18 protein-coding genes are annotated in these 16885 nt (G+C 30.1%); 1 reads left to right on the top strand and 17 read right to left on the bottom strand.

What is annotated here, in order from left to right; genetic code table 11:
* Positions 1–217: 217 nt before the first annotated feature.
* From CXF68_RS08455 to CXF68_RS08390, 14 genes are all read right to left on the bottom strand, one after another.
* Complete coding sequence (locus tag CXF68_RS08455; protein WP_101043937.1) at positions 218–838, bottom strand: hypothetical protein; 621 nt, start codon at positions 836–838, stop codon at positions 218–220.
* A 374-nt stretch (positions 839–1212) separates the two neighbouring features.
* Positions 1213–2046, bottom strand: a complete 834-nt coding sequence (locus CXF68_RS08450; RefSeq protein ID WP_101043936.1) for a universal stress protein — start codon at positions 2044–2046, stop codon at positions 1213–1215.
* An 85-nt stretch (positions 2047–2131) separates the two neighbouring features.
* Complete coding sequence (locus CXF68_RS08445; protein ID WP_101043935.1) at positions 2132–2830, bottom strand: sulfite exporter TauE/SafE family protein; 699 nt, start codon at positions 2828–2830, stop codon at positions 2132–2134.
* Entirely contained in the window at positions 2830–3276 is a 447-nt protein-coding gene (locus tag CXF68_RS08440; protein WP_101047422.1) for a FixH family protein, read from the bottom strand. The genes CXF68_RS08445 and CXF68_RS08440 overlap by 1 nt, the downstream gene beginning before the upstream one ends.
* Before the next feature lie 85 nt (positions 3277–3361).
* Positions 3362–4783, bottom strand: a complete 1422-nt coding sequence (ccoG, locus tag CXF68_RS08435; RefSeq protein WP_101043934.1) for a cytochrome c oxidase accessory protein CcoG — start codon at positions 4781–4783, stop codon at positions 3362–3364.
* Positions 4784–4830: 47 nt separating this feature from the next.
* On the bottom strand, positions 4831–5910 hold the full coding sequence (locus CXF68_RS08430) for a cbb3-type cytochrome c oxidase N-terminal domain-containing protein (protein ID WP_232771628.1): 1080 nt from the start codon (positions 5908–5910) through the stop codon (positions 4831–4833).
* Positions 5911–5921: 11 nt separating this feature from the next.
* Positions 5922–6089 carry a CcoQ/FixQ family Cbb3-type cytochrome c oxidase assembly chaperone gene (locus tag CXF68_RS08425; RefSeq protein ID WP_101043933.1) on the bottom strand — a complete coding sequence of 56 codons (168 nt, stop codon included), beginning with the start codon at positions 6087–6089 and terminating at the stop codon, positions 5922–5924.
* 5 nt (positions 6090–6094) lie between these two features.
* Positions 6095–8296, bottom strand: a complete 2202-nt coding sequence (ccoN, locus tag CXF68_RS08420) for a cytochrome-c oxidase, cbb3-type subunit I (RefSeq protein ID WP_101043932.1) — start codon at positions 8294–8296, stop codon at positions 6095–6097.
* Positions 8297–8322: 26 nt separating this feature from the next.
* Entirely contained in the window at positions 8323–8493 is a 171-nt protein-coding gene (gene ccoS, locus CXF68_RS08415; RefSeq protein ID WP_064965835.1) for a cbb3-type cytochrome oxidase assembly protein CcoS, read from the bottom strand.
* Between the two features lie 116 nt (positions 8494–8609).
* Positions 8610–9971 (bottom strand): oxygen-independent coproporphyrinogen III oxidase, encoded by a 1362-nt coding sequence (gene hemN, locus CXF68_RS08410; protein WP_101043931.1) that lies wholly within the window; start codon positions 9969–9971, stop codon positions 8610–8612.
* Between the two features lie 127 nt (positions 9972–10098).
* Entirely contained in the window at positions 10099–10797 is a 699-nt protein-coding gene (gene deoD / locus CXF68_RS08405) for a purine-nucleoside phosphorylase (RefSeq protein ID WP_101043930.1), read from the bottom strand.
* Between the two features lie 137 nt (positions 10798–10934).
* A complete protein-coding gene (gene deoC / locus CXF68_RS08400; protein WP_101043929.1) occupies positions 10935–11600 on the bottom strand; it encodes a deoxyribose-phosphate aldolase in 666 nt (221 codons plus the stop codon).
* A 4-nt stretch (positions 11601–11604) separates the two neighbouring features.
* Positions 11605–11937, bottom strand: coding sequence for a cupin domain-containing protein (locus CXF68_RS08395; protein ID WP_101043928.1), 333 nt, complete (start codon positions 11935–11937; stop codon positions 11605–11607).
* Positions 11938–11942: 5 nt separating this feature from the next.
* Positions 11943–14315: a heavy metal translocating P-type ATPase metal-binding domain-containing protein gene (locus CXF68_RS08390; protein ID WP_101043927.1), complete on the bottom strand. Its 2373-nt coding sequence runs from the start codon at positions 14313–14315 to the stop codon at positions 11943–11945.
* Positions 14316–14420: 105 nt separating this feature from the next.
* On the opposite strand from CXF68_RS08390, the gene CXF68_RS08385 reads away from it, so the two are divergent.
* Complete coding sequence (locus CXF68_RS08385) at positions 14421–15107, top strand: Crp/Fnr family transcriptional regulator (protein ID WP_101043926.1); 687 nt, start codon at positions 14421–14423, stop codon at positions 15105–15107.
* A 45-nt stretch (positions 15108–15152) separates the two neighbouring features.
* Here CXF68_RS08385 and CXF68_RS08380 read toward each other — a convergent pair whose 3' ends face one another.
* The 3 genes from CXF68_RS08380 to CXF68_RS08375 all read right to left on the bottom strand — a co-directional run bounded on the left by CXF68_RS08380 (position 15153) and on the right by CXF68_RS08375 (position 16858).
* Positions 15153–16004, bottom strand: a complete 852-nt coding sequence (locus CXF68_RS08380) for an IS3 family transposase (protein WP_232771627.1) — start codon at positions 16002–16004, stop codon at positions 15153–15155.
* A 20-nt stretch (positions 16005–16024) separates the two neighbouring features.
* Positions 16025–16249 (bottom strand): hypothetical protein, encoded by a 225-nt coding sequence (locus CXF68_RS20825; RefSeq protein WP_198553774.1) that lies wholly within the window; start codon positions 16247–16249, stop codon positions 16025–16027.
* A gap of 300 nt (positions 16250–16549) precedes the next feature.
* The gene (locus tag CXF68_RS08375; protein ID WP_028888487.1) at positions 16550–16858 is read right to left on the bottom strand and encodes a DUF3467 domain-containing protein; all 309 of its coding nucleotides are present in this window, start codon (positions 16856–16858) and stop codon (positions 16550–16552) included.
* Positions 16859–16885 lie beyond the last annotated feature (27 nt).

Below are 16885 nucleotides of genomic sequence, written 5' to 3'. Positions count from 1 at the left end.
AAGATACAAAATTAGCAATACATTTAATTTTAAATGAAACTATTGGTAATTTATTATGGTTCGAAATATATTTAGAAACACTACCAGCTAAGAATATTAAATTAACTATATCCATCGATAATAGTTAACTAATAAAATTAGTTATAGGTTTTTTATTTTTGTTTATATTTCCATTGATTAACAGTATTTATTATCAAATCACAATATTCTTCTTGCCCTATTGTTCTATTGTTCTATTGTTTGGATGATATGTATTAAGTAATATATGTTTTTCACCTTCGTATACTTCAAGAGAAGAATCATTTTCTTTTTTTTCTAATTTTTCAAATAGATCAAAGAAATCTTCGTCAAAAAAATTGAGAGTATTTCCAAAAATTATAATATCAGGGTTTATCAATTTAATTTGTTCGTGTGATGCCGCTTTATTTTTATTATAATAAGATTTTATTTCACTAGGATTAGACGAGCTGCCTCCTGGTTCCTTTTTAACATTAATATATGCAACTTTCCTTAAAACGTCTATAATAGATTGGTCGCTATACACACTTTCCATATTTTCCCAACTGATATTATTTAATATCCCATATGTAGCATATACTATTGGGTTAAATGTATTAGCCCATCCACTTTTAATTCCTTTTCCATTTTTGTTCTTGATATTATTGGCTAAGGCATCTCTCATATCCCAATTTGAATCACCAGGACAATTCACTTCTTTTAAAATCCATAATATTTTAGGCGAATTAGAATAATACTCTTCGGTATCCACTATTCCGTCATACACAATATCTCTTGTAAATTGTTTTTTATTATTTTCAAAGTCAATTATTGTTTTCATGGCTACGAAGCGTGGTTATTAATATTTAAATGTAAGATTGATTGCGTTATTTAAGCTATGAACTTAATAAATACAAACCGAATATAAAACCTGACAGGATTCTATTAAATAGGTAAGGAAACTTGCAATTAATTTTATACTTCTTCAGTCTGCCTCTTAATAAATTGAACAAATAATAAAAAAAACTTAAAAATTTGTAAAATAAGTAAGGTGTAACCTTACTTATTTTACAAGTTTAATTTAATAATAAAGTGATGTATAAAAAAATATTATAACATCTTGTTATTAGCATACCTAAATGAAAGATATATAGACATGAATAAAACCGATTCTTCTTAGAAAATTACAGCCTAAAAACACGAAACAGTAATACCTTAAATCTTAAATGAAAGTATTGGTAATTTACTGTGATTTGCAATATCTTCAGCAATACTGCCTTCAAAGAAATGAGAAATCCCTTTTCTTCCATGAGTAGCTACTGCAACAATATCTGCTTTACTTTTATTAGCAAAATATAATACGCCTTGCTCTACTGTGTAGTCAAAAACTATTTTCACTTCATTTATGTTACTAATGTCTTCATTTGTTTTGTTAAAAAAGGCAATCATCTTTTCTTCTACTTCTTTAGAACTACTAAACTTAGCAGAAGGTGTATTAACATATACCAATTGTATATTGCAGTCTAATTTTCTGAAAAAAGTTTTGGCCTTTAAATAAGGAGCAACATCATCATCAGAAAAATCGCAAGCAAAAACAACTTTCTCTATTTCTTTAGTAATTGGTTTATCTTTAATAACCAATACGGGCACATTTGCATAACGTATTACTCTTTCTGTATTAGAACCAATAAACATTTCTTTTAATCCACTAATGCCTTTAGACCCCATAATAATAAAATCTACACCTTCTTCTTTAGCTAACTCATCTAGCTCACTAAATATCTTAAAATGCTTAATTATGGGAGTTACTTTTACATCTGATAAATATTCCTTCTGTAAAAAAGTGTTAATTTTTTTCTCTGCTAATTTTAAGTAAAAGAATGCTTCTTCACTTGAAGAAGTGTCTGATTGAGTAATTACTGCGTTTGAAAGTTCAAGCATATGAACTACAATAATTTCAGCATTGTTTTTTTTTGCTATAAAAGCAGCCGTTTGTAATGCGTTTTCTGAATGAATTGAAAAATCTACAGGGACAATAATTTTTTTCATATGATTATATTTTTTGGTTTAACTTCTAATCTAAGTTACTTAAAATAGGGCTTATAAAGTATGACTTTTATCATCCTTATTTTTTTTAATGACACCCTTCTATTGAATCTACAAAGTTTTTAACTGGTAATGGAGAAACATAGGGTATTCCTAACCCTAAACCACGAAGTATAAATAATATTCCGATAAGAACAACTACGTACGGAATTGCTTGTTGAATTCTTTTACGAGTTACTCCATTTGTAAAGTTTCCAAGATAAACAACTGTTGTCATTAACGGAACAGTACCTAAACCAAAGATAAACATATATAAACTACCTGAAAGCGAATTTGTAGTTGCCAATGCTCCAAAAATAGCCATATATACCAATCCGCAAGGAAGAAACCCGTTTAAAAAACCAATGGTAAAAAAAGTATCGTTTCTTTTTTTCTTGAGTTCTTTTCCTAATGAAGATTTTACTTTCATTACCAATCTATTAATTGATTTTGAAAAGTTGTATTTCTGGAAAGTTTTAGGTAATAAAATTACTAAAATCATTAATATTCCAACTATAATTGATAGTTGTTGTTGAAACCCAAAAAAGTAAAACCCTTTTCCTAAGGATCCGAATAACAAACCTATTAAACTATATGTAAATAATCGTCCTAGGTGATAACTAGTAACTTGGAATAATTGTTTTAATTTATTTGTTCTATCAACAGGCAGCATAAAAGCTATAGGCCCACACATACCAATGCAATGAAAACTACCTAACAAACCTAATATGATTGCAGAAACAAACATTAATAGTTTATCTCTTTCTCAAATAAATATGCCTTATTTTTGTAGTCCCAAGAAACTATAATGTTCCAACGACCACCTAACAAACGTTTCTCAGGCACGAGCAAATATGTATTGGAAATTGAAATCGGAATTTCAAAATCCAATTGCTTATTAGATGGTCTATATAGGAACACTTTTCCTGTTATATCCTTAGGATTAAACTCTGTTGAAAAATAGACTTTTAATCCTTCTGGTATTTTTTTTATCTTAATATTTTCGTTTAATTCTTTTGCATTTTTTGTTGCATCTATGTTTCCTTGAAATTCTAATTCTTTTTTATAATATTCCTCAGATACTAAATCATGATTATAATTTTCACCTGTACTCATTGATATAACGAAGTACATAATAAAACTCATAAACCCTATAATTGCAATTACTATACCCGTGCCCCAGTTTAGTTTCATTTTTATTGTTTTTAACGTCATTGCGAATAAAATGAAGCAATCTGCTAATTTATTAAGAGATTACTTCGTCGTAATGACAAATTATTTATCTATAACTTCTTGGTCCTAAAAAATTAGTTTTAGTAGTTTCTATTAATATATCTCCGCTATAAACTCCTATTCTAAGGTTTATTTTATCTTTTTTCATTTCAGATTGATGCAACTCTATAAATAATGTCCCTTCTGCTAACCCTTGCTTTGGAACTTCAAAGTTTTGATGTGTTACCGTTTCTATCTTTCCTTTATGAGATAATAGCTTGTAACTAACATCATCAATCTGTTTTGTTGTTTTATTAATTACTTTGTAAGTATAAATATTACTTATAACTCCGTTTTCTTTATGTTGATATAATTGTCCTGGTAATCGTAAAATAGTTGCTTCAACATCATTTCTTAAAAATAACATTCCTATTAAAACAGCTATTAAAATTCCTAAAACAGCAGTATATCCTTTCATTCTTGCTGTGAATTGAAAAGGTGTTTTCTTTTCAATATTTTCTTCACTTGCAAAACGAATTAACCCTTTAGGAAAACCTACTTTTTCCATAATATGATCACACTCATCAATACAAGCCGTACAGTTTACACACTCTAACTGTGTACCATTTCTAATATCGATTCCTGTAGGGCATACATTTACACATTGAAAACAATCAATACAATCTCCTTTTCCAGTAGTTGCTCTATCTTCTTTTTTACTAAATTTAGCTCTTCCCTTTTCTCCCTCTCCACGTACATGATCATAAGCTACATTAATTGTTTTATTATCTAATAAAACTCCTTGTAATCGACCATAAGGGCATGCTATAATACATACTTGCTCTCTAAACCAAGCGAAAATAAAATAGAAAACTCCTGTGAAAATTAATAAAGAAATTAAGGTACTTGTATTATCTAATGGATTACCTGTTATATAATTAATAACAGTATCTCCACCTATTAAATACGCTAAAAACACATTTGCTATTAGAAATGATATGACAAAAAAGATAAACCATTTTAGTAATCTCTTTTTAATCTTCTCTGCATTCCAAGGCTGCTTTTCTAAACGAATTTGCTTTCCTCTATCACCATCAATCCAATATTCTATTTTTCTAAAAACCATTTCTAAAAATATGGTTTGAGGACAAATCCATCCGCAGAAAATTCGACCAAAAACTACGGTAAATAGAATAATAAATACCACACCTACAATCATTGATACCACTAACAAATGAAAATCTTGTGGCCAAAAAGGAAATCCGAAAATATTAAACTTACGCTTTATAACATTAAATAACAAAAACTGGTTCCCGTTTATTTTTATAAACGGAGCAGCTAATAAAATTAACAGCAAAAAATAACTAACGTAAGATCGGTATTTATAAAATCTTCCGCTTGGTTTTTTTGGATACACCCAAGCACGCTTACCTTCACTATTTATGGTACCAATACTATCTCTAAATTGTTCGTTCTCGGGTGTTTCCATTCTAACTATTAAAAAACCTCAATTATTATTTATCTTTTATTTATTGCTTATTCACCTTCATACAAATCTCCTTGTGCAGGTTTAGCTTTTGCTGGTGTAGTACCTTGCATAGCCATAATATAACTTGCTACTTTTTGTATATCTTTTGGTTTTAACGTTTTACCCCAAGCAACCATTCCCTTTCCATCTCTACCTCCATTAGTAATAGTAGCAAATACGTTTTTAATACCACCTCCTAAAAGCCAATACTTATCCGTTAAATTAGGTCCAATTCCACCACCTCCATCGCCAATATGGCATGCAGCACAGTTTAATTTATATACAGCTTTACCTCTCTTTAAATCGCTTTCTGAAGTTAAAATAGTTACTGTTTCTGCATCGATAATTGCCTCTTTAGATGTTGACCTGAAAGCGGCTAATTCTTTTTTAGCCTGCGCTACAGATTGTGCATATTCCATTTCTTGAGTATAACCATCTAACACCTCAAATCGTACTAAATAAACTACTGCAAAAACGATGGTTGCATAAAACATATATACCCACCATGGTGGTAACGTATTATCTAATTCTTTAATACCATCATAATTATGATCTAAGATAATTTCTTCTTCTTGTTCTACAGCTTTGGCTTCTGTCCATTTTGTTATTAACTTTTTAGCCCAAGCCCAATGATCTACTTCTTCAGGATTTATTCCTGCTTTAACCATTGCAACATCTTCAATTTTTTTAACTCCTATTACGGTAAGAACTTCTTTTGCCAAAATAACCAACCCAAAAGCTATAATACCTAACCAAACTATTGGAATTTCTAAAAAACTAAAAGGGTTTTCATATGAACTAATTGCCTTTGCCAATACAAAAGGCGTTAAAAACGTAAACAAGAATGAAATAACCGACTGAACTCTTGTATAGTTTTTTGGCATCGATTCATTTGCTTTATTTACAACAGTATTAGATAAAACTTCTTTTAGAAGAACAACTAAACCAAAACCAATTGTAATGTACCAAACTACTGAGTTTTCTAAAAAATTAAAAGGTTCTTTATATGCCTTAAATGCCTCTGCTAAAATAAATGGCATTGAAAAAACAAAAAGAAAAGATACTATTGATTGAATATATTTTTTCATAATAATTTGTTTTAATCATTTAAAGGTAAATTACTTACCCTGCTTATATATTCTTTTTTGGCTGTAAATACCCACCAAAATAATACCATAAAAAATGTAAAGAATATTGTTAATGAAATCAAAGGATATATTTCTATACCAGCAATGCTTTCCATGTGATTTTTTACGAATTTTAACATGAGTTCTATTTTTTAGTACTTAATTGTTTTTGAACATCTTTTACCTTAATATCTGTACCTAACCTTTGTAAGTAAGAGATTAAAGCGACTATTTCTCTATCTTTCATTTCTATAAAAGTTTGCCCATTATCTTCTGCATATTTCTTGTCAGAAGCGTAATTGTTAGCAAAATCAGGATCTTGATGTAAGTTTTCTTGAATCTTAGCTCCTTGCGCATCCATACTAGCTTGCGCATTTGCTATTTCTTCATCAGAATAAGGAACCCCTAAAGAAACCATTACTCTCATTTTATCTTGAGTACTACTCTTGTCTAGTTTACTTCTTACTATCCATTGGTATGCTGGCATTATAGAACCTGGTGAAGTACTTTGTGGGTCATACATGTGATTTAGGTGCCAACTATCAGAGTATTTACTTCCAATTCTATGCAAGTCTGGCCCTGTACGTTTAGATCCCCATAAGAATGGATGATCATATACAAATTCACCTGCTTTAGAATATTCTCCATATCGCTCAACTTCCGATCTAAAAGGTCGTACCATTTGCGAGTGACACCCTACACATCCTTCTCTAATATAAATATCACGTCCTTCTAATTCTAAAGGTGAATATGGTTTTACACTAGATATTGTTGGTATATTAGATTTCACTAATAATGTTGGTACAATTTGAACAACACCACCGATTAAAATTGCTATCGTTGCGTAAATAGTTAACTTTATTGGTTTTCTTTCTAACCAAGTATGCCATCCTTCTCCTTTCGTTCTATTCTTAGAAACTTTTGTTAAAGCTGGTGCTTCTGCTAAATCATCAGTAACATCTGTACCCGATCTTACAGTTCTTATCATGTTGTATAGCATTACAAATGCCCCTACAATAAACATACTACCTCCAATAGCACGCATCCAATACATTGGTATAATCTCATTAACTGTTTCTAGGAAATTACCATACGCTAATGTTCCGTCTGGGTTGAACTGTTTCCACATAGAAGCTTGTACAAAACCTGCAACATACATTGGTAATGTGTACATGATAATTCCTAAAGTACCTATCCAAAAATGGAAATTAGCTAATGCTGTAGAATATAATTTTGTTTTAAACATTCTTGGAACCATCCAATAAATCATTCCGAAGGTAAAGAAACCGTTCCAGGCTAAAGCACCAACGTGAACGTGCGCAATAATCCAATCACTAAAGTGTGCAATTGCATTTACGTTTTTTAAAGATAACATTGGCCCTTCAAAAGTTGCCATACCATACCCTGTAATTGCAACTACAAAGAATTTTAAAACAGGATCTGTACGAACCTTATCCCAAGCTCCACGAAGTGTTAATAATCCGTTTATCATTCCACCCCAAGAAGGCGCTAATAACATGATTGAAAATGCTACTCCTAAATTTTGTGCCCAAGTTGGTAATGCTGTATATAATAAATGGTGAGGTCCTGCCCATATATATATAAAAATTAACGACCAAAAGTGAACAATTGATAATCGATATGAATATACCGGTCTGTTTGCTGCTTTCGGAACGAAATAATACATTAAACCTAAAAACGGCGTTGTTAAGAAAAATGCTACGGCATTATGTCCGTACCACCATTGCACCAAGGCATCTTGTACACCTGCATATACAGAATAAGACTTTAAAAACCCTACTGGTAATGCTAAACTATTAAATATATGTAATACTGCAACAGTTACAAAAGTTCCTAAATAAAACCATATAGCTACATATAAATGACGCTGTCTTCTTTGAAGAATTGTCCAAATCATGTTAACACCAAAAGCTACCCAAACTAATGCGATTGCAATATCTATAGGCCATTCTAACTCGGCATATTCTTTAGAACTTGTATATCCTAACGGAAGTGTAATTGCTGCTGCAACAATAATTAATTGCCATCCCCAGAAATTAAAATTACTTAAAAAATCACTTGCCATACGTGCTTTAAGCAATCGTTGTAACGAATAATAAACTCCTGCGTAAATTGCATTTCCTACGAAAGCAAAAATTACGGCATTAGTATGTAACGGACGTAAACGACCAAAACTTAACCATGAAATTCCGTCTGTTATATTTGGGAATAAAAACATTAATGCCAACAGTAAACCTACTGAAAAACCTACGATTCCCCATAGAAGTGTGGCGTAAATGAATTTTTTTACGATTTTGTTATCGTAATAAAATTGTTGCATTTCCATAATCTAATTGAATTTAATATCTATTGTTAGTTATTGATTTTTGTTTCTTCTTTTACTAATTCGTCATCAAAAAGCATACGAACAGATGGCGTATACGAATCATCGTATTGTCCATTTTTTACCGAAACGATAAATGCAATAAAAAAAATAATTGCCACTAAAATGCTTAGTGTAAGTAGTAAGTAAATAACGCTCATATCTTGCCTGATAATTATTTTACAAATTTAGTTTTGACGACCTTATTAAAATATGACAAATGTCATGTTTTACGGTTTTGTTAAGAAAAACTTAAAGTTAATCATTTTATTTATACTTAAATCGTCATAGAAAATAGTTTTGTTTCTGGTTTATTTCTATGTAATCGCTTGTCAAATGCCATGCAAATATTCCGCACATAAGGCCTTGCTTTTTCAGGAACTGACAAGCTATTCCCTTCAATAGAAACTAATCCATCTTCTACCATTTCTAGTAGCTTTTCTAAATGTACTTCTATATCTTGAACCTGTAAATTTGTTTCATCCCACGAAGTGAAAAAATGACACATAATGTTTAAAATATGCTTTCTTATAATTAAATCTTCATCAGATAAAATATGTCCTCTAAACACAGGGATTTCACCTTCGTTTACTATTTTTTGATATTCTTTTACTGTTTTTACATTCTGTGCAAAACCATACCAAGAGTCTGATATTGACGACATCCCTAAGCCTATCATTAATTGGGTTTTGTTTGCGGTATAGCCCATAAAATTTCGATGCAATGTTTTTTCTTGAGTTGCTTTATATAACGTGTCAGATTTTAACGCAAAATGATCCATTCCTATTTCTACATACCCCATTTCAGCAAACAATTCTTTACCTATTTCATACAACTCTCGTTTCGCTTCATTCTTTGGTAAATCATCTTCATTAAAACCTCTTTGCCCAACACCTTTTACCCACGGAACATGCGCATAACTATAAAACGAAATTCTATCTGGTTGTAATTCTTTCGTTTTATTAATAGTATGAATTACATTTTCTTTGGTTTGAAATGGAAGCCCAAAAATTAAATCGTGACTAATAGATGTGTATCCTATTTCTCTTGCCCAACGTGTTGTTTTTTCAACATTCTCAAAAGGTTGCACTCTATGAATTGCTACTTGTACTTTTTCATTATAATCTTGCACACCATAACTTACACGAGTAAAACCAACATCAAATAAAGTTTGTAATTGTTCTTTTGTAGTATTATTTGGGTGACCTTCAAAACTAAATTCGTGATTCGGATGCTTTTTTGCATTTACAAACAAGCCATCAATTAGTTTTTTTAACTGTTCTTTTGAAAAAAAAGTAGGTGTTCCACCTCCTAAATGAATCTCTTTTATAATTGGAGTTTCATCAACCAAATTGGTATATAAATTCCATTCTTTTAAAACAGTATCTATATAATCTTCTTCTACTTCGTGTCTTTTTGTAATATGCTTATGACACGCACAAAATGTGCATAAACTCTCACAAAAAGGTAAATGAATATACACGCTAATTCCTTCTGAAGAATTACTTTCTATAAACGTTTTTTTGAAAGTTTCAATCCATTTATCTTTAGAGAATGTTTCATTATCCCAATAAGGAACCGTTGGATAACTAGTGTATCTTGGCCCCGGAATATTATATTTTTGTATTAATGAATTCATCTGTTTATTATTTATATCAGGTCGGTCGCAACAAAGACCTTATTGAGTTAATAACCTCTCGCAAACTGCCGTTATATTTTCAGCAGAATATATTTTTGTTTTCAAATAATGCTCGAGGGGACAATAATTAAGCTAATTCTAAAGCAATTTCAATCATTTCTTTAAAAGTATGCTCTCTTTCATCAGCGGTGGTTCTTTCTCCTGTAACCAAGCTATCAGAAATTGTTAAAATAGAAAGTGCATTTACTTTATGTTTAGCTGCTACGGTATATAAGCCATTGGTTTCCATCTCAACACATAACACACCATATTCTGCCCATTTTTTATAACTTTCAAACTCATCAGCATAAAATTCGTCTGAACTTAAAATGTTTCCTGCTTTTAATGGAATGCTTTTTTTCTTTGCTATTTCTAACGCTTTTTGAAATAGCTCAAAACTTGCAGTTGGCGCGTAATCTGCTCCATTAAAACGGATAGTATTTAATCCTGAATTTGTAGAAGCTGCCATCGCAATAACAATATCACGAATCTTAACTTCCTTTTGATACGAGCCTGCAGAACCTACTCTGATTAAATTTTTAACTCCATAATCGTTGATTAACTCATGTGCGTAAATTAACGTAGATGGAATTCCCATTCCTGTTCCTTGTACAGATATTTGTTTTCCTTGGTACGTTCCTGTAAAACCTAACATACCACGAACATCATTATAACAAACTGGATCTTTAAAAAAAGTTTCAGCAATCCATTTTGCACGCATCGGATCACCTGGTAATAAAACTGTTTCTGCTATTTCTCCCTTTTTAGCTTCTATATGTATGCTCATCTTTTAAAAAAAATATATTCTGTCATTCCCCGCAAAGCTTAGCAAACTCATATTTAAAAAGGAAATACTTCGTTGTTTTTATCACTTCCTTCAAAAAGCCCTTTGTAATGACGATTCTTAAATACTTTTGTTATCTTTTAATATTTATCTTTTTCTGAAACTCCTGTAGTAACTAAAGAAACTCCTGATGATGTTCCTAAACGAGTTACCCCCATTTCTATATATTTTTCTGCAGTTGCTGTATCTCTTACTCCGCCAGCTGCTTTTATTTGAGCTTTGTCTTTTACAACCTCTTTCATTAACTGAACATCTTCTAAAGTTGCTCCGCTTGTACCAAACCCAGTAGATGTTTTTATGAAATCTGCTCCTGCATTTACGGCTAATTGTGAAACAGTTTTTACTTGCTCTTTAGATAAATAACAATTCTCAAAAATCACTTTTAAAACATTGTTCCCTATTGCTTCTTTTATCAACCTGATTTCATTTTCTACATAGTCATTTTCACCATCTAATAACTTACCAATGTTGATAACCATATCAATTTCTGATGCTCCTTTTTGAATACAACTCTTTGCTTCAAAAACTTTGGTTTCTGTTGTCATTGCTCCTAAAGGAAAACCGATCACAGCTGCTATTTTCACCTCAGAATTCCTTAATTCTTGTGCTGCTAACTCAACATAAGATCCGTTTACACAAACTGCGTAGAAATCGTATTCTTTTGCTTCGCTACAAAGTTTAATAATTTCTTCTTTTGTTGCTGTAGCTTTTAATAATGTATGATCTATATATTTACTTATCTGCATAAACTTATACGTTTTTCACTCTTTTTACAGTATCTGATTTTGATAACGTTAATCTCACAATGCTTTCTTCTGTTGCTGTAAGATTATGAACTACTTGTGGTTTTAATGAAATCATATCACCTACATTTAATTGGTTTACTTCTTCATTCACTCCAAAATCAATGCATCCTTTTACTACTTGAACAATTATTGCAAAAGGTGCTTGATGATCCTCCATTGTCTGACCTTTTTTAAATACAACTCGTATTTCTTTAGAAAAATCAGTATCTAATAATAATGATACAACTGGTTTATTATCACTGAACTTTATATCTTTTAAAAATGAGGCTACTTTCATAATATCTATTTTATTTTTTTTCCTAATAAATTTGTTGCAATCGTTGTGAATAATACTATACTAATAGAACTTAAAGGCATTAAAATTGCAGCAATTACAGGTTTTAATTGACCTGTTGTTGCAAAATAAAGCCCTATAAGATTATAACATAAAGAAAGTATAAAACTATACTTAATTATTTTAATTGCTTTTTTTGACGCTTTAATATAACTTCCTATTTGATTGAATTTAGAAGCGTCTAAAATAGCGTCACAAGCTGGTGAAAACACATTTATATTTTCTGATAAGGCAATACCAACATTACTTTGAGCTAAAGCTCCTGCATCATTTAAACCATCACCAATCATAATTACATTTTTACCTTTAACTTGTAATTCTTCTACATAAGATAATTTATCTTCAGGTTTTTGGTTGAATAAAAACGATGTACCACTTGGTAACAATTCTTCCAAATACTTTTTTTCTCCTTCATTATCTCCTGAAACAACAGCCAAACCATAATTTGAATTCAATTCAGAGAATAAACTTTCCATCCCATTTCTGTAAGCATTTTTAAAAATATACTTTCCTTTATATTCATTATTAATACTAATGTGAACCGATGTATCTAAATTAATTTGTTCATCTGTATTTTTAACGAAAGATGATGATCCTATCTTAATACTTGATTGCTTATATTTCGCTTCAATACCTTTACCAGTAAACTCTTTAAAATCAGAAATGGTAATCATCTCTTCAGTTAAACAATCATATAACATTCTACTTAATGGATGATTTGATGCTCTTAAAACACTTTTTAAAAGTGATTTATCTTCAGAACTTAGTATTTCTCCTTTATAATCAATTTGATTTTCTTTATTCGTCGTTAAAGTTCCTGTTTTATCAAAGATTACAGTATCTATTGCAGCTAATTGCTCTATAACTGTTGCATTTTTAAGATAAATTTTTTTCTTTCCTAAAATACGTAACATGTTTCCTAAAGTAAACGGGGCAGCTAATGCAATTGCGCAAGGACATGCTATAATTAACACTGCTGTAAACACATTTAATGCTTTACTTGCATCATAAACCAACCAAAATGCTGTTGCTACAAATGCTATTAGTAAAATGGTTAATGTAAAGTGTTGACTTATACGATCGGTTAGTGTTTTAAAAGATGAATTTTTATCCTTTTTAAATACATCATTACTCCATAACTGCGTTAAGTAGCTTTGCGAAACAGATGTTAAAACTTCCATTTCTATAACTCCTGATAATTGTTTCCCTCCTGCAAATAATTTATCTCCTGATTTTTTTGATACTGGAATAGCTTCTCCTGTAACAAAACTATAATCTATTTTTGCATTTCCTTTTATTAAAACACCGTCTACAGGAATTAACTCTTGATTTCTAATTAATAACCTATTACCTTTTTCTACATCATAAATCTGTACATTTTCTTCTTTTCCTTCAGATGATATTCTGGTAACTGCAATTGGAAAATATGATTTATAATCGCGTTCAAAAGATAAAAAGTTATAGGTTTTTTGTTGGAAAAACTTACCTAATAATAAAAAGAAAACTAACCCTGTTAAGGAATCAAAGAAACCTGTTCCTAAGTCAAAAATAATTTCAGTTGAACTTCTGATAAATAAAACAAAGATTCCTAAAGCTATCGGAACATCAATATTTAATATTTTAGAACGCAACCCTTTATATGCAGAAATAAAATAATCTTGTGCTGCATAAAAAACTACTGGAAGTGAGAATACAAACATCAACCAACGAAATATTCCTTTGTATTGTTCTAACCAAAAACCTGATACTTCAAAATATTCTGGAAATGACAAAAACATTACATTACCAAAAGAAAAACCAGCGATTCCTAATTTGTAAATTAAACTTCTATCTACTTTCTTTTTTCCAACTTCATAATCTTCTAAGCTAATATATGGTTCGTACCCAATAGAACTTAATAGTAAAACAATTTCTTTTAATGAAATTATATCAGAATTATAGGTAACTCTCACTGTTTTTTTAGGAAAATCAACCTGTGACGAACTAATATTTTTCTGTAATTTATGTAAGTTTTCTAATACCCAAATGCATGAACTACAATGTATATGAGGTATATACAAATTTACGACATGTATATTGCCATCATTAAATTCTAAAAGTTTATCAGTAATAGATTTGGTATCAAGGAAATCATATTTCCCTTGAATTTCTTCTGGAATAGCTCCAGGATTATTTTGAAAATCATAGTAACAGGTTAAGTCATTTTCTGAAAAAATTTCATAAACCGTTTTACATCCATTACAACAAAAGAATTTCTCTTGTACAGTAATAGTTTTGGTATCACATTCGTTACCGCAATGAAAACATTTTGTGCTTTCCATATTTACTCGTTTGCCTGCTACAAATATCTTATAAGAATTTAAATTAAAATATGATATTTATCAGCTTTTCTATACCTTTGCTTATACCACCAAAGTACAATATTTATGAGCAAATGTGAACAGTGTATCATTCGTCAATTTAACTCTTTAAAATCGCTCACAAAAAATGAACTCGTTAGAATAGCTGGTTGTAAAACATCTAAAACAATAAAAAAAGGAGAAGTTTTATTTGAAGAAGGAGAACATATAAATGGTGTTTTTTGTATTAAAGACGGTATTTGTAAGGTTTCTAAAATGAGTGATAATGGTAGAGATCAGATTGTAAATCTTGTTCGAAAAGGTGATTTATTAGGAGAGCGTAGTTTAATAAACGATGAAGCGTCTAACCTAAAAGCTATTGCTGTAAATGACATGGAAATTTGTTTTATTCCTAAAGATGAAATAGTTAGAGATTTAGAAAATAATCCTAAATTTACCATGGATATTCTTAAAAACATGGCATCATCTCTTAAAAATGCAGATAACTTTATTGTTGATATGGCTCAAAAAACTGTTAAACAACGTTTAGCAGCAACTTTATTAAGTCTTGATAGTAAATTTGCTAAAAATGAAAATGGTTCTTTAGATATTCATTTATCTCGTGAAGATATTGCAAACATTATTGGTACTGCTACTGAAAGTGCTATTCGATTACTTTCAGAATTTAAAAAGAAAAAAATAATTAACTTAAAAGGTAAGGAAGTTTTTATTCTTGATACTCAAGCTTTAAAAGACATTTCTACTGGTTTTTAATTTAATTTTATAAATAGTGTGACGTCCTGAAATAGCGTTACATGATTAATAATTTAAAGGTAGTGATTTTATATCGCTACCTTTCTTGTTTTTATAGGTTTTTCTTTTTAATTGATTTTGAGCATGCATTTGATTAGGTGTTAACATATGATTAGATAAATGTGGTCTAATTTGATTATAAATTTTAATTGCATTTTTGACCAAATCAGTTTTAATTTTTAGAACCGTATCATATTTATCAATATCAAATTCTTGTTTGAGTATTCCATTAATCCTTTCTGCTATTGCATTTTCATAAGGATCATATTGTTCTGTCATACTTGGTAATATATTATTATCTATCAAAAGCTTTTGATAATCATTAGCACAATATTGTAATCCTCTATCAGAATGATGAATTAACGGTTCTTGTTTGTGTTTTCTAGTTTTTAGTGCCATTTCTAAAGCACCTAAAGAACCCGATACATTTAAACTGTTAGAAACATTATAGCCTACAATTTTTTTAGAATACGCGTCAGTTATTAAAGCTAAATAACTTAGATTCTTTCGATTTCCTATATAAGTGATATCACTTACCCAAACCTCTTCTGGCCTACTAATTTCTAAGGTTTTAATTTGATTTTTATGCTTTCTAAATCGATGATGAGAATCCGTAGTAATATGATAACTTCTTTTAGGTTTTATCAACATCTGATTAGCTTTTAAGATTCTAAATAATTTATCGCGCCCTATTTTTAGATCCTTTAGTTCATTCTCTAATAAATAATAGAGTTTACGAGTTCCTATTTTAGGCATTTTAATACGAACTTCATTTACTAAACATAGCACCTGCCGCGCTAAAGCTCTTTTGTGTTTTGATCTTTTTACAGATAGATAGTATACCTGTCTATTTAGCACGAGTAATTCACAGGAAGAAACTAATGTTTCTTTGCGTTCCGCTTTGTAGAAATCGATAACTCGGGTGTGTAATTTTTTCTGATATCAATACTATATTCTTTTTCTGCTAAATCAACTAGCATATCAAAGATGATAACTTTTTTATCAGCTCGTTCAGCTAAATGCTCTGCTCGGTTCTTTTGTTTCTCTAGCAATTTAATCTTTGCTTCAAGTTCTAATATTTTTTGTTCAGGTGTTTTTGACATAGCAGTAATAGATTCATGTTCCCAATCAAAGTTACCATATTTTTTTAACCAATTAAGAATCGTTGAACCCGCTTGAATACCGTATTTAACTTTTGCTTGACCCTTTGTAAGAAATCCTTGTTCTATTTCTGAAACTAATTGAAGTTTAAAAGAAATCGAATAATCTTTTTGTGTACGCTTTACATACCCCCAATTTACTGAGTTTTTCAGTATACTAAGTTTTTAGTGTAACGCTATTTCAGGACGAGACATAGTATTAAAATAAAAAAAACGTCTAATATTAGACGTTTTTTTTATTTTTTAAGCTTCTCCTGTTGTTCCTCCAAAATTCATTGGAATTGGTACTTGCTCATAATCTTTAATCTCACCATTAGCTTGTTCAAACTTACGAACATTTTCAGCCAAAGCCTTTGTAAGTCTCTTAGCATGCTGTGGTGTTAAAATAATTCTTGATTTTACTTTTGCCTTTGGTACACCTGGCATTATATTAATGAAATCAACTATAAATTCAGATACTGAATGATTAATTATAGCTAAATTACTATAAGTTCCTTCTGCAATATCTTGATCTAACTCTATGTTTAATTGTGGGTCTTTATTTTCTTCCATAAAAATAAGAATAAAAAAAGGCCTCTA

This window comes from Tenacibaculum sp. Bg11-29, assembly GCF_002836595.1.
Taxonomy (GTDB): Bacteria; Bacteroidota; Bacteroidia; order Flavobacteriales; family Flavobacteriaceae; genus Polaribacter.
Note: the sequence above shows the minus strand (reverse complement) of the source record. Positions and strands in the feature narration are given on the sequence as shown.